Source organism: Acinetobacter sp. WCHAc010052 (assembly GCF_002165295.2).
GTDB classification, from domain to species: Bacteria; Pseudomonadota; Gammaproteobacteria; order Pseudomonadales; family Moraxellaceae; genus Acinetobacter; species Acinetobacter chinensis.
In genome coordinates this window covers 2,072,236-2,098,541 of sequence record NZ_CP032143.1, presented here as the reverse complement: position 1 = coordinate 2,098,541, position 26,306 = coordinate 2,072,236, and the positions used below count along the sequence as shown (strand labels likewise).

General features: G+C 43.2%; 18 protein-coding genes and 1 pseudogene. 16 read left to right on the top strand and 3 right to left on the bottom strand.

The genetic code is table 11. The features are described from left to right. Nucleotides 1-43 precede the first annotated feature (43 nt). From clpB to CDG61_RS10500, 3 genes are all read left to right on the top strand, one after another. The gene (gene clpB, locus CDG61_RS10510) at nt 44-2,623 is read left to right on the top strand and encodes an ATP-dependent chaperone ClpB (RefSeq protein WP_087550925.1); all 2,580 of its coding nucleotides are present in this window, start codon (nt 44-46) and stop codon (nt 2,621-2,623) included. A gap of 205 nt (nt 2,624-2,828) precedes the next feature. Continuing rightward, entirely contained in the window at nt 2,829-4,118 is a 1,290-nt protein-coding gene (locus tag CDG61_RS10505) for a DUF945 family protein (protein WP_087550926.1), read from the top strand. A gap of 163 nt (nt 4,119-4,281) precedes the next feature. Next, nucleotides 4,282-4,770 carry a hypothetical protein gene (locus CDG61_RS10500; protein ID WP_147387785.1) on the top strand — a complete coding sequence of 163 codons (489 nt, stop codon included), beginning with the start codon at nt 4,282-4,284 and terminating at the stop codon, nt 4,768-4,770. 20 nt (nt 4,771-4,790) lie between these two features. On the opposite strand, the gene rlmKL is transcribed toward CDG61_RS10500, so the two are convergent. Continuing rightward, the gene (gene rlmKL / locus CDG61_RS10495; RefSeq protein ID WP_087512394.1) at nt 4,791-6,995 is read right to left on the bottom strand and encodes a bifunctional 23S rRNA (guanine(2069)-N(7))-methyltransferase RlmK/23S rRNA (guanine(2445)-N(2))-methyltransferase RlmL; all 2,205 of its coding nucleotides are present in this window, start codon (nt 6,993-6,995) and stop codon (nt 4,791-4,793) included. Between the two features lie 188 nt (nt 6,996-7,183). On the opposite strand from rlmKL, the pseudogene CDG61_RS10490 reads away from it, so the two are divergent. The 8 genes and pseudogenes from CDG61_RS10490 (at nt 7,184) to aceI (ending at nt 15,220) form a co-directional block, all read left to right on the top strand. Beyond that, nucleotides 7,184-7,831 (top strand): annotated as a pseudogene (locus CDG61_RS10490) (LysE family translocator). A gap of 255 nt (nt 7,832-8,086) precedes the next feature. Beyond that, on the top strand, nt 8,087-8,449 hold the full coding sequence (locus CDG61_RS10485) for a hypothetical protein (protein ID WP_228199565.1): 363 nt from the start codon (nt 8,087-8,089) through the stop codon (nt 8,447-8,449). A 220-nt stretch (nt 8,450-8,669) separates the two neighbouring features. Then, nucleotides 8,670-9,686, top strand: coding sequence for an aspartate carbamoyltransferase catalytic subunit (locus CDG61_RS10480; RefSeq protein ID WP_087512391.1), 1,017 nt, complete (start codon nt 8,670-8,672; stop codon nt 9,684-9,686). 15 nt (nt 9,687-9,701) lie between these two features. Continuing rightward, entirely contained in the window at nt 9,702-10,946 is a 1,245-nt protein-coding gene (locus CDG61_RS10475) for a dihydroorotase (RefSeq protein ID WP_087550928.1), read from the top strand. A gap of 165 nt (nt 10,947-11,111) precedes the next feature. After that, complete coding sequence (locus tag CDG61_RS10470) at nt 11,112-12,596, top strand: OmpA family protein (RefSeq protein ID WP_087550929.1); 1,485 nt, start codon at nt 11,112-11,114, stop codon at nt 12,594-12,596. 123 nt (nt 12,597-12,719) lie between these two features. Next, entirely contained in the window at nt 12,720-13,754 is a 1,035-nt protein-coding gene (locus CDG61_RS10465) for a lysozyme inhibitor LprI family protein (RefSeq protein WP_087551070.1), read from the top strand. A 96-nt stretch (nt 13,755-13,850) separates the two neighbouring features. Beyond that, nucleotides 13,851-14,630 (top strand): Rossmann-like and DUF2520 domain-containing protein, encoded by a 780-nt coding sequence (locus tag CDG61_RS10460; protein ID WP_087551071.1) that lies wholly within the window; start codon nt 13,851-13,853, stop codon nt 14,628-14,630. Nucleotides 14,631-14,797: 167 nt separating this feature from the next. Beyond that, entirely contained in the window at nt 14,798-15,220 is a 423-nt protein-coding gene (gene aceI, locus CDG61_RS10455) for a chlorhexidine efflux PACE transporter AceI (RefSeq protein WP_087550930.1), read from the top strand. Between the two features lie 164 nt (nt 15,221-15,384). On the opposite strand, the gene CDG61_RS10450 is transcribed toward aceI, so the two are convergent. Continuing rightward, nucleotides 15,385-16,917 (bottom strand): acetyl-CoA C-acetyltransferase, encoded by a 1,533-nt coding sequence (locus CDG61_RS10450; protein WP_087550931.1) that lies wholly within the window; start codon nt 16,915-16,917, stop codon nt 15,385-15,387. A gap of 241 nt (nt 16,918-17,158) precedes the next feature. Here CDG61_RS10450 and CDG61_RS10445 point away from each other — a divergent pair, with 241 nt between their 5' ends. The 5 genes from CDG61_RS10445 (at nt 17,159) to CDG61_RS10425 (ending at nt 25,667) form a co-directional block, all read left to right on the top strand. After that, a complete protein-coding gene (locus CDG61_RS10445; protein WP_087512385.1) occupies nt 17,159-18,550 on the top strand; it encodes a 3-oxoacyl-ACP reductase in 1,392 nt (463 codons plus the stop codon). Nucleotides 18,551-18,686: 136 nt separating this feature from the next. Further along, nucleotides 18,687-19,541, top strand: coding sequence for a MaoC family dehydratase (locus tag CDG61_RS10440; RefSeq protein WP_087550932.1), 855 nt, complete (start codon nt 18,687-18,689; stop codon nt 19,539-19,541). Between the two features lie 68 nt (nt 19,542-19,609). Continuing rightward, nucleotides 19,610-20,875, top strand: a complete 1,266-nt coding sequence (locus CDG61_RS10435) for a serine hydrolase domain-containing protein (RefSeq protein ID WP_087551072.1) — start codon at nt 19,610-19,612, stop codon at nt 20,873-20,875. Nucleotides 20,876-21,062: 187 nt separating this feature from the next. Next, nucleotides 21,063-23,129: a DNA polymerase III subunit gamma/tau gene (gene dnaX, locus CDG61_RS10430; RefSeq protein ID WP_087550933.1), complete on the top strand. Its 2,067-nt coding sequence runs from the start codon at nt 21,063-21,065 to the stop codon at nt 23,127-23,129. Between the two features lie 309 nt (nt 23,130-23,438). After that, complete coding sequence (locus CDG61_RS10425) at nt 23,439-25,667, top strand: phosphocholine-specific phospholipase C (RefSeq protein ID WP_416240712.1); 2,229 nt, start codon at nt 23,439-23,441, stop codon at nt 25,665-25,667. A gap of 59 nt (nt 25,668-25,726) precedes the next feature. Here the strand turns inward: CDG61_RS10425 and CDG61_RS10420 are convergent, their stop codons facing one another. Next, nucleotides 25,727-26,164, bottom strand: coding sequence for an acyl-CoA thioesterase (locus CDG61_RS10420; protein WP_087550935.1), 438 nt, complete (start codon nt 26,162-26,164; stop codon nt 25,727-25,729). Between the last annotated feature and the right edge of the window lie 142 nt (nt 26,165-26,306).

Genomic DNA, 26,306 nt, shown 5'->3' with positions numbered 1-26,306 from the left:
ATTTATTATTCAAGTACAAAATTTGTTGTGAGGAATAACAAGAATGCGATTTGAAAAATTTACCAACCGCCTGCAGCAAGCCTTATCTGATGCTCAATCTCTCGCGATGGGGAATGACAATACTGCGATTGAGGGTATTCACATTCTTTCTGCTTTACTGGAAGAGCCGTCGAACCTGAGTTTATTACAACAGTCAGGTGCAAATCTTCCTGAGCTGAAAACGAAGCTGCAAAAGGCAATCAACGATGCACCGAAAATCGGTACGCCAACAGGGGATATTAACCTTAATCCTGAAGCGGTTCGTGCGCTTAACTTAGCAGACAGTTATGCACAAAAAGCAGGCGATGAGTTTTTATCAACTGATTGGGTGATTCTGGCACTTGCTGAAACTGGTGCAACCAAAACATTATTCACAAGCGTGGGTGTGACGACAGACAAACTGCGCAAAGCGATTGAAAATATACGAGGTGGTGAGCAAGTGATGGCAAATAACCATGAAGATCAACGTGATTCGTTAAATAAATATACCGTTGACCTGACTGAGCGTGCATTGTCAGGCAAGCTTGACCCTGTAATTGGTCGTGATGAAGAAATTCGCCGTACCATTCAGGTCTTATCACGCCGTACCAAAAACAACCCTGTGTTGATTGGTGAACCAGGTGTGGGTAAAACTGCGATTGTTGAAGGTTTAGCACAGCGTATTGTCAATGGTGAAGTCCCTGAAAGCCTGAAAGGAAAACGTGTTCTTTCACTTGATTTAGGTTCTTTACTTGCAGGTGCAAAATATCGTGGTGAGTTCGAAGAACGTCTAAAAGCAGTTCTGAAAGACTTAGCCAAATACGATGGTGAAATCATCCTGTTCATTGACGAGTTGCATACACTTGTCGGTGCAGGTAAAGGCGATGGCGCGATGGATGCGGGCAATATGCTCAAACCTGCATTGGCACGTGGTGAACTACGCTGTGTAGGTGCAACCACTTTAGATGAATACCGTCAGTTCATTGAAAAAGATGCGGCACTTGAGCGTCGTTTCCAAAAAGTTTTGGTCGATGAACCAAGTGTGGAAGATACCATTGCAATTTTACGTGGTTTAAAAGACAAATATGCAACCCATCATGGTGTGCAGATTTTGGACTCAGCGATTATTGCTGCGGCGAAAATGTCACATCGTTACATTACAGATCGCCAATTACCCGATAAAGCGATTGACTTGATTGATGAAGCTGCATCACGAATCAAAATGGAAATTGACTCAAAACCTGAGCCATTAGACCGTTTGGATCGTCGCTTAATCCAGTTGAAAATGCAGCTGGAAGCAGTGAAAAAAGATGCTGATTCTGTGTCTAAAGCTGAAGTTGAACATCTCGAAAAACAGATTCAAGAAGTTCAAAAAGAGTATAGCGATCTTGAAGAAGTGTGGATTGCGGAAAAACGTTTAGTTGATGGTACAAATCAGGCACAGGTTGAGTTGGATAAAGCACGTACAGCCTTTGAAAAAGCGCAACGTGAAGGTGATCTGGCTGAAGCAAGCCGTTTGCAATATGGCGTGATTCCAGAACTGCAAAAACGCTTGAATGAAGAAGAAGTTGCGGAAACCAATGAAGAACCGAAACTGATTCGTACCAAAGTCACTGAAAATGAAATTGCTGAAGTGGTCAGTGCTGCAACAGGGATTCCTGTTTCGAAAATGCTGCAAGGTGAACGTGAGAAACTTCTTCACATGGAAGAATTCTTACATAACCGTGTGGTTGGTCAGGATGAAGCTGTGGTTGCGGTGTCGAATGCAGTGCGTCGTTCACGTGCAGGATTATCTGATCCGAATCGTCCAAGTGGCTCATTCTTATTCCTTGGACCAACAGGTGTGGGTAAAACTGAATTGACCAAAGCCTTGGGTAATTTCTTATTCGACAGTGATGATGCGATTATCCGTATCGATATGTCTGAATTCATGGAAAAACACTCGGTCAGTCGTCTGGTGGGTGCGCCTCCAGGTTATGTCGGCTATGAAGAAGGCGGTGTGCTGACTGAAGCCGTACGTCGTAAACCATACAGTATTGTATTGTTTGACGAAGTAGAGAAAGCGCATCCTGATGTATTCAATATTCTTTTACAGGTATTGGATGATGGTCGATTGACGGATTCGCAAGGTCGTTTGATTGACTTTAAAAATACAGTGATTGTGATGACATCGAACTTAGGTTCAAGTGATGTACGTGAGCTTGGCGATGGTGCTACGGATGAAGAAGTTCGTGCGGTGGTAATGGGTGCGGTATCGCAACATTTCCGTCCTGAATTTATCAACCGTATTGATGAGCTGGTGGTATTCCATTCATTGAAAAAATCGCAGATTCGCGGCATTGCGGACATTCAACTGGATCGTTTACGCTCTCGTTTAGCTGAGCGTGACATTGGATTGAAAGTGGATGATCAGGCTTTCGATATCCTGATTGATGCTGGTTTTGATCCCGTATATGGTGCGCGTCCATTGAAACGTGCGATCCAGCAACAGGTTGAAAATACTTTAGCACAACGTATCCTGGCAGGTGATTTTACTGCGGGCGATACTGTTTTAATCAGTGCTGAAGATGGTCATCTTGATTTTGGGAAACTGAAATTGAGTTAATTTGAACTGATTTAAAACTAAGTATTGAAATAAAAAACCTGGCTTCGGTCAGGTTTTTTTATTGCCTATGGATTTTCATCCATGAAGCAGTTGAATGAATGTCTGGAAATTTATGGATTTAAACATTAAGTTGGAATAAAAAGTTTTTTAATTTCAGTTGTTTTGGCTATAATCAATCGCATAAAAAGATCAAAATGAGATATAGATGTCAAAAATAAAATGGGGTATAGGGGGTATTGTGTTTCTGGGAGCTGTTGCAGTCGGTGGAAACATATATGCAGATAAAGTGCTTCAGGCATTTTATGAGCAAAAACCTGATGTATCGGCAGATGCAAATATTAAAATGCAATATTCGGATTTTCAGATGGGGCTCATGACGGGGTCTGCCAGCTGGATGATGACATTTATACCTGACCCATGTATACCTGCTGAGTTTGTTATTTTAAAAGGCAAGGATCAGATCAGAAGAACATTGACAGGTTATGCTGTGAATTCTGATTCTAAAGTGCACCAGGGTAAACCCGAAGCCATTAAATATCTGAAAGGGGGAGTCAAAGCCGATACAACAATCAACTGGCTTGGGCAGTCCCGAACACATTTTAAGTTGCCGGCAATCACAGAAAATGTAAATGGGATGAGTGTCAGAATGGATGCCCTGAATGCTGAAATACGCACGCAGTCCTACCCAGGTCAGGATACCCGCCTTTCGGCTGTAAAACTTTCCATACCTGTGATCAATATGACTGAAAAGGATGCTCATTTACTGGCTCAGGATATTGTGCTTGAAACCAGTCAGGGGCTGAATAAAGGGACTTTAAAGGATGGATATACCATTTTAAGTATATCTTCCATGAGTCGTAATGAAGGTGCTGGCAAGTCTGCGGGCAGTATCAAAAATATGCATCTTGAAAGTACAACAAAAGTACATGAGCAGACTGTAGATATTGCTACACAGTTCAACATTGGCAAAATGACCATGCCGGCAGCGGGTTCATTTGACGAATTTTCCATGAATATGAATCTGAAAGATCTTAAGCTGAAAAAAGTTCAGAGCTTTTTTGACACACTTGAAAATTTTAATCAGACCTGTACGTCATCAGATGCAGAAACTCAGGTACTGCTGGATTCTTTGCTTGCCGTTATAGGGGATGGTTTTAACTTTGAGTCGAAAGACAATATGATTAAAGCATCCGGTGGTGAGGCGAAAGCGAGTCTGACAGGAAAGCTGATGCCTGGTCATCATGGTTCAATTACAGGTTTTGTTCAGATGGTTCCAAGCCTGCTGGATTTCAGTGCGGATATTCAGTTTGATAAAGCACTTCTGAAAGCAATGATGAATAATTATCTGCAGAATGCTGGTCGGAGCATGTCGGATCAGGAAGTGGAAAATATGATTCAGGCAATGCAGCAGCAGGGTCAGGTTCAGCGTGATGGGAATAACATGATCATGCGGCTTGATTATAAATATGGGCAGCAGTCATACAGAAAAGAATAAGCTTGATTCATCATCAGAAACCACCTGCGGGTGGTTTTTTATTGTGTGATGAAATTTACAATAATCAGACATATGGAATTATTATGATAATCAAATAATTATGTGAAAATAAAAATGAATTTTCTGCTATATGTCGGCTTGTCCTGAACAGTCCTTGTTGTGTATGACTAAACTTGTTAGCGTAATTCTGCATAATAAAATGGAATACAGCATCATGATGATGAATAACAATAAAAGTCAGAAAAGTGTCATAAAAACAGGAATACTTGTTGTAATCTGCAGCAGCGTTCCGATTTTTGTTCAGGCAGCTGGAGTGGCTTTGTCCGATCAGTCTCTGGCGGATACAGCTGGTGAAAATGGTTATGTGAATTCTTCTGCATTACAGAAATTTAAATCGGATGAGGAAACTTCTAAAGCGGATCATCAGAAAGAGGCTCATCGACTGGTGAGTCAGAACAATCAGAATATTCAGGAAAAAAATCTTGAAGGTTCTGAAATGAGTGATTACCTGATTCAGAAGAAAAAAGCAGATGATAAGGCACGAATTTTACAGGATGAAAAAACTTTGCCTGTAAACAACATAGTTTACAAGCAAAGTTATGACAATATTACAGTGACTTATCCGAATGGAATTACCATTGAAATGCGATAGTCTGAGTTAAAAATTCAGCATCACACCGGTGGATGCTGAATTTTCCAGGCGCGGTGGATTTTCTGATTACGTTTGAAATCCTGCCCGATGGTTTCGTTACTGATTTCAACCACATCGTACATTGCCTGAACTTCTTCATCCATCTCAAAACCACGGTAGTTGTTTGAGAAGTAAAGTGTGCCACCTGTTGTCAGACGGTTCATGGCACGTTTCAGCAGTGAGTTGTGGTCACGCTGAACATCAAAGGTTCCGTAGAATTTTTTCGAGTTTGAAAATGTCGGTGGATCAATAAAGATCAGGTCATACTGTTCATGACCTTCTTTTAACCATTCAAAACAGTCACTTGAGAAGAACTGATGCTGTTCATCTGGATGATCAACCGTCAGGCCGTTTAAAACGAAGTTTTCTTTGGACCAGTTCAGATAGGTATTGGACAGATCGACACTTGTGGTACTGGCTGCACCACCTAAAGCTGCGTGTAAGCTGGCTGTGGACGTATAACTGTACAGATTCAGGAAGTGTTTGCCTTTGGCTTCAGCCGCTATGCGCAGACGCATCTGACGGTGATCCAGGAATAAACCTGTATCTAAGTAGTCAGTTAAATTGACCAGAATTTTTGCTTTGCCTTCCTGAACGATAAAGCGCTTGGAAGCAGTACTTTGCTTCTCATATTGAGTTTTACCTTCCTGGCGGGCACGGGTTTTAATGAAAATAGCATCACGACCAAGACCTGTTACTGCACGGATTGCAGCTAAAGCGAGGTTGAAACGTTTCTTCGCTTTTTCAGGGTCAATGGTTTTTGGTGGTGCATATTCCTGTACGTGCAGGCGATCACCGTACAGATCTACTGCGACATTAAAATCAGGCAGGTCGGCATCGTATAGACGCAGGCAGTAAATATTTTCTTTCACTGCCCATTTTTTTAACGCCTGCATGTTTTTTTGCAGGCGATTGGTAAAGTCTTCAGCACCTTCAATAGCTTCGAACTGCTGTGGTTGCCATTCAGCCAGGAATGGACGGCTCACAGTGGCAGGCTTAATATCACCAAAACGTACATAAATTGGTAATTTACCGTTCATCAGACGCAGAATCTGAGGATTGTTGAATGCCAGTACATCTGCCTGTTCAACCGCAGCAGCAATCACTGCCGCATACTGGTTTGGAAAATTCTTTTGCAGCAGAGCAGATAAGCCTAAGTACAGCGAACGGTTGGATGCTTTGTCGCCCAGACGTTCACCGTATGGTGGGTTAGTCACAATAAAGGACTTTTTACCCTCAGCTTTGAAATCAGGCCAGTCCGCCAGCGTGCGTTCTTCCATTTTGATCTGATCAAGTACAGATTCAAAACCGGCTGCAATAATATTCTGTTTGGTTGCTTTGACTGCTTCCCAGTCAGCATCGAAAGCATAAAACTGTGGAAGTGGTTGAGCCAGAGCTGTTTTATGACGTTCAGCAGCTTCACCTTTAATGGACATCCATAGTTCATGGTCATGACCGTTCCAGCCATTAAAACCGAAACGTCGTACCAAACCAGGTGCACGATCTGTCAGAATCATTAAAGATTCAATAATAAACGTCCCTGAACCACACATTGGGTCCAGGATAATGTCAGGGTTGCGTTCTTTGAGTTTTGCTTTCTGCAGGATGGCAGCGGCAAGGTTTTCTTTAATCGGCGCATCTGTCATATAGTGACGGTAGCCACGCTTATGCAGGGAATCGCCTGATAAATCCAGGCAATAAGTATGTGCCGTTTTACCTGCAAGTACATACAGCGTGATTTCTGGCTGCTTGATGTCAATGCTTGGGCGTTTACCTACAGCTTCCATAAAGGAATCCACTACGCCATCTTTTACACGCAGGGTAGCAAACTGAGTGTTGACCTTAATATCACGCTCTACATGAAGTCGGATTGCAAAAGTGCTCTGTGGGGCAAAAATCAGTGACCAGTCAAAATTGATGGCACCCTCATAAAGTTCTTCTGCGACATCGCGGGCATCGTGCGTGAAGTCCAGCTCATGCACATGAATAGGAGTCAGTACACGTGAAGCCAGACGTGACCACATGCAGATACGGTACGCATCTTCAAGTTTGCCTTTGAAAACAAGGCGTCCTGGAAATTTTTCGATATTCTGAACGCCTAAACCTTCAATTTCTTCCTGTAGCAGGGTTTCAAGTCCATCTGCACAGGTGACCCAATATGTAGAAAGACGGGGTTTAGCATTCATGAATATTTCCAGCAGCAAAAAAGCAAACGAGTATTTTAGCTTATTTTCGTGACGAATACTTGTAGAGACACACGAAGTTTGATTTTTTTAGTGGGTCAGAGATAAGTTTGCAAAATAAAGATGAAAAATTAATTGAAATCGGTCAGTTCAACCAGATAAATAAGTGACTGAAAAAAGAAAATAAACCTATGCTGGCTCTCATCATTTCAATGATCAGTTTTTCATTATCCATGTCCATTTCACCTGGACCTGTCAACCTGACCATTCTCAGCAGCAGTATGAATTATGGTGTAAAGCCTGTCATGGCTTTTATTTCGGGTGCAACGTTTGGTTTTACGCTGTTGCTGGCGGCTGTCTGCTTTGGACTGTATCAGTTTATTATGATCTATCCAGTTTTACTGAATGTGATCAGCTTACTCGGAACAGCGTTACTGGTCTAGATCGGTTTTAATATTCTGATGGCAAAAGGCGAGCGGATTACAGGGGACATTTCTTCCACAGAACAATCTGTGTCATCTGAGGAAAGTATAACCGCTCAGGTTCCTGGTTTTATGCAGGGCGTACTCATGCAGTGGTTAAACCCTAAAGCATGGATCGCTGCTGTAGCGGGAACTGCTTTGTTTTCCGCGTCTCAGAACCCGAAGATACTTGTGCTTTTTATCCTGATTTATTTTGTGGTCTGTTATCTGTCATTATGGATATGGGGTGTGGCAGGGGAAATGCTGGCTGCATTTCTCAATACAGGTCACAGAGCACGTATCTTTAATATTGTAATGGGACTGGTGTTGATCGTAATTTCTCTGCATATGTGCTGGACGCATTTTTATGGTCAGTAACAGCCCATACAATTAATAGTAAAGTTCCTGAGACATAATGATATTCGCTTAATCAGTAGTCTGTCGTATTGGATTGATGTCTGAATTCCATCATTCTCAAACTTAAATCAGTAAATTCAGATCATTTTTGCTTTGAATAAGGTTGTGAGCTTGATGTTCTGTATTTGACTGTCTTTGCTCTGGTATAAATATTGCTAAACCATTGATCAGTTTCACCTGGTTTTCAGGTGGTTAATTGATTGAATGGGGGAATTTATGGATACTGGCTCAACTTTTCTGTCCCGTACAGATGTGTTTTCAATTGCAACGCTGATACTTGCCCGTCTGAGACGGGTATCAGGGCGAGTGATTGATGTCATGTATCTGGTGGAAAATCCTGCTTATGCTGAATATGTGGTGCAGCTTGCCTTTGCAGCTCAGGATGAAGAACTCAGCCGTCTAGGCATGAAACTTCAGCTGTTTGTAGATCAGGAAAAAACAAGGTCAGTTTCTGCTGATAAATCGGGTGAGGCAGAAAAACTACCCCGTGCATATCAGACAGAAAGTTCAGATGAGCTTAGCGCAGAAGAAATTTATAAGGCACAGGTTTCACATCACTATATTGGGGCACTTCGTTAAAAAAGAGTGCAATACATGGCTGTAAAAAGCAGAGCAGTCTGTATTGCACTGATCAGAAGTGACTGGACTCTGTAGGTTCAAAAGGTGTGTTGAACGGGAATGGAGAATATTCAGTACATACTTGTCTGTTGAGTGAATCGTTGCAAATGCCCAAAACTTCAACTGCGAAAAGCAATGGAAATCTGTATAATGCGTTAACTTAACCTCTAAGGAATCTCTCATGCACTTGGCGGCATTGCATACACCGAGTCAGATTCAACTGAATAAAGATGGAAATCTCAAACATTTCATCACCATCGAGGGGCTTTCTAAAGCAACTCTGACAAAAATTCTCGATACAGCCCATTCTTTTATCAATGATCAAAATCAACTTGTAACGAATAACCTCTTAGAAGGTCGTACAGTGATGAACCTGTTCTTTGAAAACTCCACCCGTACCAGAACGACTTTTGAAGCCGCTGCAAAACGCTTATCTGCCAATGTTTTAAATATTGATATTGCCCGTTCAAGTACGTCCAAAGGTGAAACCCTGCGGGACACACTGTGGAATCTTGAAGCAATGGCTGCCGATATTTTTGTGGTACGTCACTCATCTTCTGGTGCAGCACATTTTATTGCCAAAGATATCTGCCCGAATGTGGCAATTATCAATGCTGGAGACGGGCGTCATGCGCATCCGACTCAGGCGATGCTGGATATGCTGACCATTCGCCGTGAAACTAAAAAGAATTTTGAAGATATCAGCCTGGCAATTATTGGCGACATCAAACATTCCCGTGTTGCCCGTTCTGATATTGCTGCATTACAGACTTTAGGCTGTAAAGATATTCGTGTGATTGCACCGAATACGCTTTTACCTCATGGTTTTAATGAATATGGTGAGGGTGTTCGCCTGTTCAATAAAATGAATGAAGGGATTAAAGACTGTGATGTGATTATTACCTTACGTATTCAGAATGAACGGATTGATTCGCCGGCACTGTCATCTCAGGCTGAATTCTACAAAATGTATGGTCTGAATCAGGAACGTCTTGCACTGGCAAAACCAGACTGTATCGTGATGCATCCAGGTCCGATGAACCGTGGTGTGGAAATTGATTCGAGTATTGCTGACGGTGACCAGTCGGTGATTCTGCATCAGGTCACCAATGGGATCGCTGTGCGTATGGCAGTACTTGCACTGTCCATGCAGGGGCAGCTGGAAGAACAGGGTTTACTGGAAGCGATTGCAGGATAAGGGGCAGAAAACGTCATGACTATTGTAAAAATTGAAAATGTCCGTGTCCTGGACCCTGTAAAACAGACTGATCAGGTTCAGACGGTGCATATTGAAAATGGCAAACTGCTGGATATCCGACCGGATCAGAGTCAGATTGCTGAAACCATTGATGGTCAGGGTAAATGGCTCATGCCAACCATGGTGGATCTCTGCGCACGTATGCGTGAACCAGGTCAGCAACAGCATGGGACTTTGAAGTCGGAAGGTAAGGCTGCCCGTGAAAACGGTATTCTGCATGTATTTACCCCACCTGATTCCAAACCGATTGTTCAGGATAATGGTGCATTGATTCATGGTCTGGTTGAAAAAGCGATGCTGGATGGTGGAATTTACCTACAGGTGATTGGCGCACAGACCCAGGGTTTAAATGGCAAACAGCCTGCAAATATGGCGGGTCTGAAAAAGGGTGGCTGTACTGCAGTGACCAATGCTAATGCTCCATTTGCAGATGATGATGTGGTCATCCGTACCCTGGAATATGCAGCAGGTCTGGACATGACTGTGGTCTTCTATGCAGAAGAACATCAGATTGCCAAAGATGGCTGTGTGCATGAAGGCTTCATCGCTTCGCGCCAGGGTTTACCGATGATTCCGGCTCTTGCTGAAACCATTGCGATTGCTAAATATCTGTTGATGGTTGAAGTCACAGGTGTTCATGCGCACTTCGGGCTGCTGTCCTGTGCTGAGTCAGTGGAACTGATTAAAATTGCCAAAGCCAAAGGTCTGCCGGTGACTGCTGATGTTGCAATGCATCAGCTCCATTTAACTGATGCTTTGATTGATGGTTTTAACCCGCTGGCACATGTACGCCCACCGTTACGTTCTGAGCATGACAAACAGGTTCTGCGTAATGCGGTGAGAGAGGGTGTTATTGATGCAATCTGTACTCATCATGAACCTTTAAGCAGCTCTGCCAAAATGGCACCGTTTGCTGAAACAGAACCTGGTCTGACAGCATTTGACAGTTATGTGCCACTTGGTGTGCAGCTGATTAAAGAAGAGTTGTTCACACCGTTACAATGGGTGGAAAAAGTGACGCTTGCTCCTGCAAAAGTCGCGAACATGGCAGAACGCTGGGAAAATGAAGCAGGGCTTGTGTTGATTGATCCTGAACTGGAATGGACACTTGATAAAAAAAGTATTGTTTCACAGGGTAAAAACACACCTCTGATCGGGCAGAAAGTGACCGGAAAAGCGATCCGCACATTTACAGCTTAAGTCATCCGAGCTTAAATTTTGTATAAAAGTCAGCTTCGGCTGGCTTTTTTATGTGTTTTTATTCACAAATCAAACCTAAAAAAACAAATAATTAACAAAATATTAAAATACTCTCTATAAACTTTTATAGGTCAAAAGAAAAAACGAAAATAAGAGGAATTTTAAATGACAGATTTAATTGAACTACTCAAAAATAAAGTTACGGCAGCTGTACTTGATGGTGAAACAGGCTATTTACCTGAGAAAACTCAAGCGCTTGCATCTTTTTATCCTGTGCTTTTATCCATTTTAAAAGCTCATCCAGATCTGATTGGTGCTTTACAGAACCAGCTGAATCCTCGTTTTTCTGATCTCTTCAGAACAGGTACTGATCTGAAACTGCAGTTTTTAAGTCAGGTCAGTGGCGATGCGCCTCTGAATGAGACTGAAAATGTGCTCAGTAAAGCTATTGCACCAACTTTAGGTCTGCTTTCTGATGAAGCAGGCAGCAGTCATCCGCAGGATATTGTAAAACTGATTCAGAGCCAGATTGGCAGTATCAGCAGTAAAGTACCGGTATGGGCGGCTTCCATTCTTTCTGCATTTGGTATTGGCAGTGTTGCAGCAGCAGCGACCACAGCGGCACCAAAAGTTGTGACTCAACCGACTCTTTCTTCAACTCCTCCACAAAAAGAAGAAAAGAAATCCGGTTTTTTACTGCCTTTAATTGCATTACTGGTTTTACTTGGACTGATCGCATTCCTGTATAAATCCTGCAGTACCAAAAAAGATGTTGATGTAGGAGCAGGTGCAGTCAGTTCACAGAGCGCTGATCTTAAAGCATCTTCGCTACAGCTGGTGACGGATCAGGCTGGTCAGCTGACACATTGTCAGATCAGTTCAGGCGATGCAGGTTTCCTTGAAAAACTGAAAACAGATATTAAATCACTGTTCAGCCAGGCCAATGACTGTACGGTGGAAACAAATGCTGAGCTTGCAAAAGAATTTGTGGATCAGGATGCAATTCCAGGCGTTCTACAGCTGTTGAAAGGTGTTCCTGGTATCAATCTGAACTGGACAGGCAATCAGTTGACTGTGCAGGCACCTGATCAGGCGGCAGCAGAAGCTTTAGTAGGAAAAATCCAGCCTTTACTGAAAAATGCGACAGTGTCTGTTGCTGCTCCACTGGATGAAAGTTCAGCTGTAAGCACAAGTATCAGCAGTGCAGAAAAAGCACTTTCTGAGCTGAATGCTGAACAGACGACAGCACAGGAACTGGCGGATGCACTGAATTTACAGATCATTAATTTTGCTACAGGTTCAAATGCGATTCCTGATGCAAACAAAGCTGTACTGAATAAAGCAGCGGATGTACTGAAAAATGCGAAATCAGTGCAGCTGGTTGTCGGTGGTCATACAGATGCTACGGGTAATCCTGATGCAAATAAAACACTGTCTCAGAAACGTGCTCAGGCTGTTGTTGATTACTTTGTACAGCAAGGTGTTGATGCTGCTCAGTTAAAAGCTGTAGGATTTGGTCAGGAAAAACCGGTTGCTGAAAATGAAACGCCGGAAGGCCGTTTCAAAAACCGTCGTATTGCTTTTGAAGTACTGAACACAGAAACAGGCAGTGTAAGTACAGTTGATGCAAACGGTGTACAGCAGCAATAAAGCCAGTCTGTAAAAAAATCCCTGCAAATCTGTGGGGATTTTTATTTGGTACTCGTCAAACAGTCAGGTTTTTGATTTAATACGCGGCGCAGAACAAAACTTAACTTGGTTAATAATAAAATGATGAAAAAATCAATAATTTCCATCCTGGTCGTTTCAGCAACATTCATGTCAGGATGTGATTACTTCAAAAACAAGAAGGAAACAGCTGAAGAAAAAACCGAAGTGATGTCCGACTGGAGTTGTACTGATCAGGGTAATATCAATCAGGTGCAGGATTTCATGAAAGCTGAATATCTGAAAAAACTGGAGAAAGACCTTCGTCAGTCCAGTTATGGTGCAGATCAGGAACTGCTGGATAAAATCACTAAAAATCTTAAATTTGAAATAAAGGGTGTAACTACACTGACAGAAAATCCTGAGCAGGCAAAACAGCTCGACTGTTCGAGCCAGCTGATTGTACATTTTCCTAAAGGATTACAGAAACGGGCTGAAAATGCTTATCTTGAGCAGAACATCTGTGAGGACTGTGATGGTGAGGATGGCAACCAGAATTCCACTCTGAGAGATTATCTGGAAGGCGGTGAATATGCACTGAGCCTTGGAGATGATCAGCTGAAAGGTGACTTCAGTTACAGCATCACAAAAACGGATAAAGAAGGTCTGAGCCTGAATGTGCCAGGTCAGAGCAGTGTGATTGATGGAGTGGTTTTTGTGACCGTCAAGGCTGTTCAGTACGCTGCATATAAGAAGGAAAATGCAGAAATAGTGGAGTATTCTGAGAAAAACTCTCAGGAATACGCAGCACAGGCTGAACTTGCACAAAAAGCCATGAATATCCGTAAAAAAGAGTTCGATGTAGATAAAGCAAAAGCGGTTGAGCGTCTGAATCAGACCTGGGATCAGTTTACAGATGAACAGAAGCAGCAGTTACAGCAGGATCAGTCAGACTGGTTTGAAAAACGTGATGTAGACTGTAAAGTACTGGCACAGAAGTCTGTAAATCAACTGAATGAAAGTGATAAAGAGACTTATCAGAAGCACTCAGGTTACTGGGATGATGCGATGTATGCTCAGGACCAGGAAATGCAGTATACAAAATGTTTTATTCAGAAAACCAAGGAAAGAACAGTTTATCTGAACAATGTTTATAACTGATTTTTTATAAATTTCTTAAAATAAAAAAGGACGAATTGATTCGTCCTTTTTTTACGGGCATGCTTTCACCACAGGATAATGAAAGATGATGAGTTTATGAAAATCAGTATTATTGGCGCAGGACGTGTTGCATATCATCTGTTTCAGGTGCTGAAAGATCAGCATGAGATTATCCAGATATTCAGTCGTACGGGTAAGTTTCATGGGCTGACAGCAGATCAGAACGCTCCACAGATCATTTCAGATCTGAACTTGCTCAGTCCTGAAACTGAGTTGTGCATTATTGCAGTCAGTGATCAGGCGATCAGCGACATCATTGTACCAATTCATCAGGTACTTCCTGATACGCTTGTGGTACATACTTCAGGCAGTACTCATATTTCCAGGCTGACAGCAGTGCACCAGCGGGCAGGCGTATTTTATCCACTACAGACATTCAGTGTTGAAAGAACAGTGGACTGGAGCAGTACCCCTTTATTTGTTGAAGCAACAGATACTGGAGACCTGCAACGCTTGACTGAACTTGCTGAAAGTTTAAGTCAGCGCGTCTATGCTTATACATCGGAACAGCGGCTCAGTCTGCATCTTGCTGCTGTGTTTGCCTGTAACTTCAGTAACTACTGTTATGACATGGCAAAACAGATTGTTGATGCCCGACAGGTCGATTTCCGTCTGCTTTATCCCTTAATTAACGAAACTGCACAGAAAGCACAGCAGGCTGACCCACAGCTTATGCAGACAGGACCCGCTATGCGGGGTGATATAAATATTCTGGAGATGCATCAACGCATGCTTAATCAGTCTGAGCGTAAAGATTTATCTGATGTTTATCAGTTATTAAGCGCTCAGATTAAAGAAAGGCACACGGCTTCATGATTTGTTTGTACGTTTTCTATGTCTGAAATGTTCTGAGGCATCCGAACAGGAGTTTCTCAGGTGATGGTCTGAGTAAAATTTAATCTATCAATTAAAATGAAAGTATCTGACTTTTTTAATCAATTTATTGCAAATACAATATCATTTTTAGTTGAAGAGTAGTGGTTATGTTGATTTCCAAAAGAAGGATTATTCATGCGCTGAGCTATGAGATTATTCTGCTGGTCATCATTGCGGTTGCATTAAGTCTGATTTTTAAAGTTCCTCTGGATGTGACAGGTACACTGGGGATTGCCATGGCTGTGACATCCGTTATATGGAATATGGTGTTCAATCATCATTTTGAAAAATTTGAAGCAAAACGTAAACTGAAAAGAACAGTGAAAATCCGTTTACTCCATGCTGTTGGGTTTGAGGGTGGTTTAATGCTTGCCACGATTCCAATGGTGGCTTATGCCATGGAAATGAGTCTGTTACAGGCGATAATGCTGGATTTTGGACTGACGATGTGTATCCTGGTTTATACTTTTATTTTCCAGTGGATCTACGACGCAGTTGAAGCCCGTATGGGTTACCAGGTTGTGCACTGAAAAAGCATGGGCTGAGATCTGATTCCTTCGGTCGTTACGCAGCATGATATTTACAATGAATTTTTTTAAAAATATAACAGTAAAATTTTAAGTACCTGAATAAAACAGCCCTCATAGGTATAAACCTGTGAGGGCTGTTTTTGTTTAATGCTTATTGGTAGAAATTATTTTTCTACAATCGCTGTTACACCCTGACCACCTGCAGCACAGATGGAAATCAGAATACGACCTGAACCTTTTTCATTTAACAGTTTTGCAGCAGTTGCAATAATACGGCCGCCAGTTGCAGCAAATGGGTGACCAGCTGCTAAAGATGAACCTTTAACATTCAGTTTTGAACGGTCGATTGAACCCAAAGGAGCTTCCAGTCCCAGACGTTCTTTACAGAATTTTGGATCTTCCCATGCTTTAAGCGTAGAAAGAACCTGAGATGCAAATGCTTCATGAATTTCGTAATAATCGAAGTCCTGAAGTGTAATGCCAGCACGGTCAAGCATGCGTGGAACTGCATATGCAGGAGCCATCAGCAGTCCTTCTTTTTTGCCAACAAAGTCTACAGCTGCAGTTTCAGAGAACGTTAAGTATGCCAGTACTTCGTGACCATTGGCTTTCGCCCACTCTTCTGAAGCCAGCAGTACGCATGAAGCACCATCAGTTAACGGTGTAGAGTTACCTGCAGTCATGGTGCGTGCATCGCCTTTACCAAACGCTGGTTTAAGTTTTGCCAGTTTTTCCACGCTTGAGTCAGCACGTAAGTTGTTGTCACGCTCAAGACCCAGGAAAGGTGTGATCAGGTCATCAAAGAAACCTTCTTCATAGGCTTTTGCCATTTTCTGATGAGAAGCAGCTGCCAGTTCATCCTGTGCTTCACGAGGAATTCCCCATTCAAGCGTAGTGATTGCCTGGTGATCACCCATGGAAAGACCTGTACGTGGTTCACCATTTTTTGGAGCATCCATCAGATCTTTAACATTGATTTTAGCCAGTGCTTTTAAGCGGTCTTTACCTGTTTTTGCAATATTCAGCTCAAGCAGTGCTTTACGCAGACCATCACCAAATGCAATTGGAGCATCAGAAGTGGTATCCACACCACCTGCAACACCGACTTCAATCTGACCCAGTGCAATTTTGTTTGCAACAAGGAACGCTGCCTGTAAACCTGTACCACAAGCCTGTTGAATATCGTAAGCAGGTGTTTCAGGAGCAAGTTCAGTATTTAACACACACTCACGGGTCATGTTAAAGTCACGGCTGTGCTTTAAAACTGCACCAGCAACAACTTCGCCAAGACGCTGACCTTTTAAGTTAAAACGTTCAACCAGACCGTTCAGTGCAGCTGTGAACATGTCAATGTTGGATGCAGTAAAATAAGCACCGTTTGAACGGGCAAATGGAATTCGGTTACCGCCAATAATGGCAACGCGGCGAACTGTGTTCTGACTCATGGTTTTATCCTGTTGAACTTTAGTTTTAACGGTAGATCTGGGTTTTGTAGTAGTAGTTGTTGTTGCAGCTGCAGTTTTGCTTCTGCCAGCGGCAGCACGTGTGGTACTGCGGGCCGGTTTTGTTGCAGCTGTTGTTGACTTCACTGCTGTGCCCGTACTTTTTCGTGAGCGGGTAGTGCTCTTTGATGTATTTGACACAGTTTCAACAGTAGAATTCTCGACTGCCGGATTTTCTTGAGTTGTTTTGCTCATAAGGCTTTTCCAAGCATGTATAAGGTATTACAGAAGCTTACATTAACATATCTGCAAAAAGCCTGGATTGACTGTAATGACAATGCAGAATGCTTTCAGGTCAAGACATCTGGAGTTTAACTCAAGTATTATTCCTATGAAACAGGTGAATGTACTGAAAAACAGGGCTCTGACATCATATTGAAGTTAAAGGGATATATTCAGGTTCACCATAAATTTATTTTAATGAGAGATAATAATCATGACTGACCAGTATCAGGCATTTGCAAAATCCCCGATTGGTAAATTTGTCATCAAAAACCTGGGATTGCCAGCGCCAACTTTTCTTGAGCGTTTTGAGTCAGCAACACCTGTTGTAAAAGGTGCGGTTATTCTGGGTGCAGCACCATCCAGCACATTGTCTGGTGCGATTGCACAGGTACTGGCAAATATTCATGCCAACAGCTATGCCGGACAGAATACTGAACTTCAGCAGGCAGCTGCTAAAGCTGGACTGAACCTGGGTGCATTTAATGAAGGCGATAAAGAGTCTGCATTTAAAGTTGCCATTTTTGATGCTTCAGGTATTCAGAGCTCAGAACAGCTGATCGAACTGTATAAATTTTTTAACCCGATTGCGCGTCAGATTCAGGCTTCAGGCCGCGTTATTGTGGTGGGTATTACTCCTGAAACAGCAAAAACTTTAAAACAGGCTGTTGCTCAGCGCGCACTTGAAGGTTTTGTAAAATCTGTAGGCAAAGAGTTCAAAAAGGGAATTGCAGCGCAACTGGTCTATGTGGATGACGGTGCTGCAGATAATATTGAATCGACTTTACGTTTCCTTGCTTCGCCACGTTCTGCTTATGTTTCAGGTCAGGTGATCCGTGTATCCAAAGCTGAAGTGCTGGATGTGGACTGGGCAAAACCTTTAGCGGGTAAAACAGCAGTGGTTACCGGTGCAAGCCGTGGTATCGGTGAAGCGATTGCACATGTACTGGCACGTGATGGCGCACATGTGATCTGTCTGGATGTTCCTCAGCAACAGGCTGATCTTGACCGTGTTGCCGCTGAAATTGGTGGTTCTACACTGGCTATTGATATTACAGCAGCAGACGCAGGACAGAAAATTAAAGAAGCTGCTGCAGCTCAGGGCGGTCTGGATGTCATTGTTCACAATGCCGGTATCACCCGTGACAAAATGCTTGCGAATATGAAGCCTGAACTGTGGGATCTGGTGATTAATATTAACCTGTCTGCAATTGAGCGCGTAAATGAATATCTGATGAATAATCAGGGTATCAATGCAAATGGTCGTATTGTCTGCGTATCTTCTATTTCAGGTATTGCCGGTAATCTTGGACAGACCAACTATGCGGCATCTAAAGCCGGTGTGATTGGTGTGGTGAAAATGACTGCTCCATTCCTGCAGCAGGGTGTAACAATCAATGCAGTAGCACCTGGTTTCATTGAAACTCAGATGACAGCAGCGATTCCATTTACCATTCGTGAAGCAGGTCGTCGTATGAACTCCATGAGTCAGGGCGGTTTACCTGTTGATGTTGCAGAAACAATTGCACTGTTTGCTGCGACAGGTTCTTCAGGTCTGAACGGTAACGTTGTACGTGTATGTGGTCAGAGTCTGCTGGGCGCATAAGTTTTAAACCCTGTTTATACTTAACCATGTAAAACAGGGCAGGATGAATGGTTTTAGCCGAAAGTTAAAACCATTCACCGATTGATCTTCGATGGAAGATTACATTTTATAAAATAAAATATTTTAAAGGTTCAGTATGAATACTCGCCATTTCAGTCAACTTCCAAAACCTTATCTTGCTTATCCTAAAGTTATTCAGGGTCTGATTTTTAAAAAGCCTAAAGGAGAGAAAGTTCTGCCGCAGGTTGAATATGTGGTGGATTCATTCAAAATTGATCCTGATCATTTAAAAGCATATAACGAAGTCTGTGGATTTAAAAACAACGGTTATATTCCAGCGATTTATCTTGCTGTTCTGTCTCAGAGCCTGCAGATGCACATGATGACAGCAGAAGCGTTTCCTTTTGCTGTACTGGGTCTGGTGCATATCCGTAACCAGGTTAAGCAGAACCGTAAAACAGGTGTCAATGAGCAACTGACGCTGTCCTGTAAATTTGGTGATCTTCAGCCTCACGATAAAGGTGTACAGTTTGATTTCATCACGACTGCAAAAGTAGGTGATGAAGTCGTTATGGAAGGTGTCACGACTTATCTTGCACGTCAGAAAACAGATGGGCAGGCTGCAGCTAAAGCGAAAGAAGATAAAACACCTGCTTATACATTAAAAGCGCAATGGACAGTGGCTGAAAATATCGGTCGCCGTTATGCAAAGACTTCAGGCGATTTTAACCTGATTCATATTCATGCAGTTACAGCAAAAGCATTCGGTTTTAAACAGGCAATTGCTCATGGTATGTGGAGCAAGGCACGTGCTTTGGCCAGCCTGAATCTGCCTGATGCTTATGAAGCAGATGTACATTTTAAACTGCCAATGTTCCTGCCTGGCGTGGTTGATTTTATGGTGGCTGAACAGGCAAAAGATACAGAGTTTCTGATCAGGAACTCTAAAAATCAGAAACCACATGTTGCAGGAAGCGTGAAGGCACTGTAAACATAAAGCCTGAATCATAAAGTGATTCAGGCTTTTTTTTGCCCCAATATTTTATGGCTGATAAGAAAATGAATGGATTCAAACAATACCTGCTTGCAGAAAAAGACAGCTATCAGGGCTATGTGGATGAACGGTTTCAGGGACTGGCTGAGCAGTTCAGCCGTATGCAGGATGCCCGCAGTGATCAGGGTGGAGCTGCAGTAGCAGTTTATTTTCAGGGGCAGAAAGTTGTTGATATCTGTACCGGTAAAAAATCACAGACGGAAGACTGGCAGACAGATACTTTATCGGTCTGTTTTTCTACAGGTAAAGGTGTGCTCGCGACTCTGGCGCATATTATGGTCAGTGAGGGCATTCTGGACTATGACACACCTGTTGCAGCATATTGGCCTGAGTTTGCTCAGAATGGTAAATCTGGGATGACTTTGCGTCATCTGCTCAGTCACCAGAGCGGACTGTATGATATCCGTAATAATATTTGCAGTGCCGTGGAAATGTATGACTGGCAACATATGCTGCAGGTTATGGAAAAGGCAACACCGCGTTTCCAGGCAGGTGAAGATATCGCTTATCAGGCACTGACATTTGGCTGGCTGATTGGTGGCGTACTCGAAAAAGCGGCAAAACAACCATTGACCTGGTTGATGCAGCGTTATCTGGTGGAACCCCTACAGCTCGATGGTGCATATTTTGGTGTTCCATCAAATCAGCTGGAACGGGTGGCTCGCCCATTAAAGAAACCTAAGCCTGTTCAGCCAGAGAAAAAAACAGGAACGCAGTCTTATGCCAAAAAGAAGTATAAAGCTTCATTTTCAGACAGACTGATTGAGCTGAGCGGACAGAATCCACAGGACTTTCTGGATGCCATGGTGCCAAAAAATATGCGTGAATTCAGCTTTTATGGTGACCAGGGGCTTCAGTCGGTGATTCCTGCTGCAAATGGTGCATTTACAGCCAGCAGTCTTGCCTGCATTTATGCCATGCTGGCAAATCGTGGGCAATGGAACGATCAGCAACTGATTCAACCTGAAACCTTTGAGGCATTGAGTAAAATCCAGAATATACGCCGTGACCGTGTGATGCCTGTGCCTATGAAATGGCGTATGGGTTATCACCGTGTACTGACCATGGGAAAACGTGTCAAACATGGTTTTGGTCATATTGGCTATAATGGTTCAGGGGCATGGTGTGATCCAGATCGCCAGCTCAGCTTTGCCTATACACATAATTTTTTGATTGGTTCCATTACGGGGGATTACCGCCTGTGGGGACTGACTCAGGAAACCTTACGTTGTGCTGATGCAGTTCTGAAAGGTCATAAAGGATGGTTCTGATTTATTCTGAGTGATCTGTGCGTATGAGTGATTGTGAAGATTAAATACCTTTGAGCCGTAATATGATGTGACGGTTCTGTTCTGTGCAGTATTGAAGCCTATTTCATCGGCTGAAGCGGGTTTTTGTATTTTTAATTCACTCTATGCATAAAAAACAGTATCCTAAGACCTGACATCAGGAGCACTCATGTATCAGGTACTTGCACGGAAATATCGTCCTCGTAATTTTAATGAACTGGTTGGACAGAATCATGTCTCACGTGCTCTGACAAGTGCGCTGGATCGTGGTCGCCTGCATCATGCCTATTTGTTTACAGGGACTCGTGGCGTAGGTAAAACAACCATTGCACGTATTCTGGCAAAATGCCTGAACTGTGAAACAGGTATTACCTCTACACCATGTGAAGTCTGCGCGACCTGTAAATCAGTCAATGAAGGGCGCTTTATTGATCTGATTGAGATTGATGCTGCGTCACGGACCAAAGTTGAAGATACCCGTGAGCTTCTGGACAATGTTCCTTATGCACCGACCCAGGGGCGATTTAAGGTTTATCTGATTGATGAAGTGCACATGCTGTCCACGCATTCATTCAATGCGTTACTGAAAACGCTGGAAGAACCGCCTGAACACGTTAAATTTCTGTTTGCTACGACCGATCCACAAAAACTGCCAATCACTGTTATTTCCCGCTGTCTTCAGTTTACGTTACGTCCACTGGCAGTGGATGAAATTACGGAACATCTTTCCAGCATATTAAGCAAAGAAGAAATTGGGGTTGATCAGGATGCCGTCTGGCAGATTGCTGAATCTGCGCAGGGGTCTTTACGTGATGCGCTGTCTCTGACAGATCAGGCTATTGCTTATGGTCAGGGTGAAATACGTCATCAGGATGTCAAAGACATGCTGGGGCTGATTGACCGTACCATTATTTATGATCTGATTCTGTCCATTCATCAGAATCAGAGACAACGAGTCAGTGAACTGTTGATGCAGTTCAGACAGCAGGCACTTGATGTTTCCATGGTGCTTGATCAGCTGATTTCAACACTGCATGAGCTGGCTTTGTTACAGTATCTGCCTGAGTTAAGCCTGAAGTACAGTGCTGAAATCAACCGAAAAATTACACATTTATCACAGGTGATTTCTGCTCAGGATCTGCAACTGTATTATCAGGTCGCATGTAAGGGACGCGCTGATTTACAGTTGGCAGTCACTCAGGAGCAGGGCTTTGAGATGTGTGTCCTGCGGTTGCTTGCGTTCCGCCCACTGTCAGTCAATGAGCTTCCTGTGTCCCGGACGGTTTCAGCTGTCAGTGATAACGTACCCGTTCAATCAGATTCCGCTCCGCAGTCTGCGCTATCTCAGACAGTGGAAACACCCCCTGCTGAATTGTCAGTACAGATTCAGGTTGCTCCAGATGAACCAGTTCATGAAGCATCTTCTGAAAATGAGCACAATGATGTTCAGCCTGAACAGAAACAGGTCGAAGATCAGAGTCAGCAGAGCAGTGCTGATCAGGAAAATGATCAGATTGTTTTTGATCCGAATCATGGAGAGGTTCTGTTTGGCGATGACCTGATCGCTGAATCAGTTGAAACTGCGACTGTAGCAGCTGCAGATATTTCAGATACCGATGCACTGAACCTGTTTGATCCTGTTGAATCTTCAACAGAGTCTGTGATGCCACAGGATATGCCTGAACCTGCACCACAACAGGCAGTTCAGCAGCAGGAACATCCGTCAGTAACAGATGAGTCAGCTGAGCCTGCAACACAGACAACAGAAGTTCCCGTGGCTGTTCAGGAAGCGGTTATACCTGAAACTGCTGATAAACTGATGCCACAGCAGATTCTGGAGATTCCTCCACAGGATATGTCTGGTGAATGGGATGCAAAAAAATGGGAGTATTGGTTCCGTAACAGTTCACTTTCACCTGCTGTTCAGGAGCTGGCACAGCATGGTGTAATGACGGGTCAGATTGATGGCAGTTGTGTATTTCATATTCCTCAGCAGTATGAAAAATTACTGCATCAGTTGCAGTATGCTTTAGAAGAAGCACTTAAACAGCAATGGTCGGCAACTGTATTCAGTGTTCAGTATGGAGAGGTGAATGAAATCACGCCTTTTACTATGCAGAATGAACGAAAACAGAAAGCATTTAACCGTGCTGAAGAAATGCTGCATCAGGAGCCAGTGATCAAAGAGCTGATTCAGGCATTTGATGCCAGACTGGAAAATATCGAGCTGAAGTAACAGCAGCATCCGTGGCTCGAGCTGTAATTCTAAAATAGACCTTCGGGTCTATTTTTCTTTTCATGGAGCTGAAATATGGCAGTCACCTCGCTGTAATAGTGGAAGTTTACTGTATCTGGAACTACTTTTAGGGTTTCAGCCATGTTTCAGCAGGGAAGAAAAATTTTATATATATTTTCGGTTTTATTTTTCACTGTGCATTTAACCGCATGTAATGACTCGGATGAGAAAGAGGCAACAAAGCCTGAAACATCTGAAAAACCTGTCAAACGCTGTGCACCATAAGTTAAATGATCTCTGGGGAATAAAATAATGGACCGTCGCGAATTTTTAAAAAATACATTTAAAACTGGTTTTGGTGCAGCTGCACTGGCTTCTTTTCCTGCCAGTATTCAGAAAGCACTGGCAATTCCTGCAAACAATAAAACTGGCACGATACAGGATGTGGAGCACGTCATTATCCTGATGCAGGAGAACCGTTCATTTGATCATTACTTTGGTACTTTAAAAGGTGTACGTGGTTTTGGTGACAGAATAACCATCCCAATGGAAAATGGATTGAAAGTCTGGCAACAGAAGCGCAGCAATGGCGCTATTCTGACACCTTATCATCTGGATGGCGAAAATAATAATGCACAGCGTGCAAGTGGTACACCACATGCATGGCGAGACAGCCAGGATGCATGGGATCATGGGCGAATGGCAGACTGGCCAAAGCATAAAACCACAACATCCATGGGGTATTTCAAGGAACAGGAAATTCCTTATCAGTTTGCCTTAGCCAATGCATTTACCATCTGCGATGCCTATCACTGCTCCATGCACACTGGGACGGATGCAAACCGTTCTTTTCATCTGACGGGAACCAATGGTGCAGTCCCGACCAGTACAGCCTTTGTGAACAATGAATGGGACTGGATTGATGGTAATCCATTGACCGTGAATGTCGGTTATACATGGAAAACTTATGCTGAACGGCTTGAAGAAGCAGGTGTGAGCTGGATCTGTTATCAGAACATGCCTGATGAGTGGGGAGATAATATGCTGGGTGCATTCCGTACTTTCCGAAAGGCAAATATAGATTCAGGTTATCCGGTGTCCAGCGGTGGTGCGCCTGGCAGTCCATACAATGCCGCAGCTCAGCCTTTGCCTTATAAAGCCTATGATCATGTAACCGATAATGCTGAAAATCCGCTGTATAAAGGGGTCGCAAATACATTACCTGGTTCAAAACCGGAAGAATACCTGGATGCATTCCGTAGAGATGTGAAAGAAGGGAGACTGCCACAGGTTTCATGGGTCAGTGCTCCGTCCATTTACTGTGAGCATCCTGGACCATCCAGTCCGGTACAGGGTGCCTGGTTCATTCAGGAAATGCTTGATGCACTGACCGCAGTTCCTGAAGTCTGGAGTAAAACCGTATTTCTGATCAACTATGATGAAAATGATGGTTATTTTGATCATATACCATCGCCGTCTGCACCATCCATTCAGGATGACGGCAGTTATGCAGGTAAATCAACACTCAGTGAAGCGGATATGCGCGCAGAATACTTTGTGCATGGTGCGCCTGACGGCAGTACAAGTCAGCCACTGCAGGACAAAGGTGTATATGGACCTGGTCCAAGAGTGCCGTTATTTGCAATATCGCCGTGGAGTCGGGGTGGATGGGTGAACTCACAGGTTTTTGATCATACCTCTGTGCTGATGTTCCTTGAAAAAAGATTTGGGGTGAAAGAAAGCAATATCAGTCCTTACCGACGGGCAGTCTGTGGTGACCTGACATCAGTATTCAATTTTAAAAACCCAAATGACGATATATTACCGTTTCTGAATGGAAAGCAGACCCGTACTCAGGCAGATGAACTGCGCAAGGCACAGGAAAAACTGTCAGCAGTTCCTTTGCCTCAGAATCCGTTATTGCCGGTACAGGAGAAAGGGATTAAGCAGTCCCGTGCATTACCGTATGAGCTGCATACCAGTGCCCGTTGTCAGAATAACGGTACAGTGAAACTTCTGTTTTCAAATACAGGCACGCAGGGTGCTGTATTTCATGTATATGACCGGTTGAATCTGAACAGGATTCCCCGCCGTTATGTGGTTGAGGCAGGGAAGATGCTTGAAGATATCTGGCAGGTTATGGCGGACAATAAAGGCTTATATGATTTATGGGTGCTTGGACCTAACGGTTTCCATCGTCATTTTAAAGGTGATCTGAATAAGCTCAAAGCACTGGATGTCAATCCTGAAATCCGCGTGTGTTATGAAATTACACAGGGTGATGTTTATGTGGACCTGATGAATACAGGCTCCAAAGATATTGAATTTTTGATCAGTCCATTGGCTTACAGAGCAGACCTGACGTTAAATCTGATCGTAAAACCGGGGGCAACCCTGACGCATCACTGGTCGCTTGAAAGTTCCAGACACTGGTATGACTTTGAAGTAAGAATTAAACAGGATGCATCATATTTAAGACGTTTTTCAGGGCGGGTGGAAACAGGTCAGGATTCTGTGACAGACCCTGCCATGGTTTAATGGCTTGAATTGCTGTTTGAAATAATCAGAAGCCTGGTGATTTCGCCAGGCTTCTGATTTTATTCCCTTGCAAGATAAGGTGTTAAAGCATCCCGCATGGGTTGGGAAATGGTTGTGCTTTTTCGGGTCTGACGGTCAACAAATACATGCACAAAGTACCCTTGTGCCGCAGCGGGTTCTTCATTCTGTTTAAAGATGGCGAGATCATAGGTCAATGAGGAATTGCCCATACGTGATATGGCAACACCGACCTCAATAATTTCGGGATAGCTTAATTCTTTGAGAAAATCACAGGCTGAACTGACCACAAGTCCAATCTGTGGCGAATCACTGGTGCTGAAACCAGCCTGCTGAATCAGCAGTGCATTTGCAGCCGTATCAAAATAGCTGTAATAAGTGACATTGTTGACGTGACCATACATATCGTTATCTGCCCAGCGGGTCTGTATGGGAAAGATAAACTTATATTCCGATCTCAGTTTTGCAGTTTGTTTCATATTATTTTCTATACAGATTTTTTACTTTTTTACCTGGAATCTGAAGTTTAAGCAAGACTGATGGTTCATCAGTCTTCACAGGCACAAGGTATTATCCATGATTTCTTTTTTTTGAAAAACAGCTCATTTCATGAGGTTGCCA

What these genes read in the sequence shown, in the direction of transcription:
- CDG61_RS10460 (WP_087551071.1), top strand. Translation starts at nt 13,851, where the DNA reads ATGAAAATCAGTATTATTGGCGCAGGACGTGTTGCATATCATCTGTTT.
- dnaX (WP_087550933.1), top strand. Translation starts at nt 21,063, where the DNA reads ATGTATCAGGTACTTGCACGGAAATATCGTCCTCGTAATTTTAATGAA.
- CDG61_RS10465 (WP_087551070.1), top strand. Translation starts at nt 12,720, where the DNA reads ATGAAAAAATCAATAATTTCCATCCTGGTCGTTTCAGCAACATTCATG.
- clpB (WP_087550925.1), top strand. Translation starts at nt 44, where the DNA reads ATGCGATTTGAAAAATTTACCAACCGCCTGCAGCAAGCCTTATCTGAT.
- CDG61_RS10420 (WP_087550935.1), bottom strand. Translation starts at nt 26,164, where the DNA reads ATGAAACAAACTGCAAAACTGAGATCGGAATATAAGTTTATCTTTCCC.
- aceI (WP_087550930.1), top strand. Translation starts at nt 14,798, where the DNA reads ATGTTGATTTCCAAAAGAAGGATTATTCATGCGCTGAGCTATGAGATT.
- CDG61_RS10470 (WP_087550929.1), top strand. Translation starts at nt 11,112, where the DNA reads ATGACAGATTTAATTGAACTACTCAAAAATAAAGTTACGGCAGCTGTA.
- CDG61_RS10435 (WP_087551072.1), top strand. Translation starts at nt 19,610, where the DNA reads ATGAATGGATTCAAACAATACCTGCTTGCAGAAAAAGACAGCTATCAG.
- CDG61_RS10475 (WP_087550928.1), top strand. Translation starts at nt 9,702, where the DNA reads ATGACTATTGTAAAAATTGAAAATGTCCGTGTCCTGGACCCTGTAAAA.
- CDG61_RS10485 (WP_228199565.1), top strand. Translation starts at nt 8,087, where the DNA reads ATGGATACTGGCTCAACTTTTCTGTCCCGTACAGATGTGTTTTCAATT.
- CDG61_RS10500 (WP_147387785.1), top strand. Translation starts at nt 4,282, where the DNA reads ATGACTAAACTTGTTAGCGTAATTCTGCATAATAAAATGGAATACAGC.
- CDG61_RS10440 (WP_087550932.1), top strand. Translation starts at nt 18,687, where the DNA reads ATGAATACTCGCCATTTCAGTCAACTTCCAAAACCTTATCTTGCTTAT.
- CDG61_RS10505 (WP_087550926.1), top strand. Translation starts at nt 2,829, where the DNA reads ATGTCAAAAATAAAATGGGGTATAGGGGGTATTGTGTTTCTGGGAGCT.
- CDG61_RS10480 (WP_087512391.1), top strand. Translation starts at nt 8,670, where the DNA reads ATGCACTTGGCGGCATTGCATACACCGAGTCAGATTCAACTGAATAAA.
- CDG61_RS10445 (WP_087512385.1), top strand. Translation starts at nt 17,159, where the DNA reads ATGACTGACCAGTATCAGGCATTTGCAAAATCCCCGATTGGTAAATTT.
- rlmKL (WP_087512394.1), bottom strand. Translation starts at nt 6,995, where the DNA reads ATGAATGCTAAACCCCGTCTTTCTACATATTGGGTCACCTGTGCAGAT.
- CDG61_RS10450 (WP_087550931.1), bottom strand. Translation starts at nt 16,917, where the DNA reads ATGAGCAAAACAACTCAAGAAAATCCGGCAGTCGAGAATTCTACTGTT.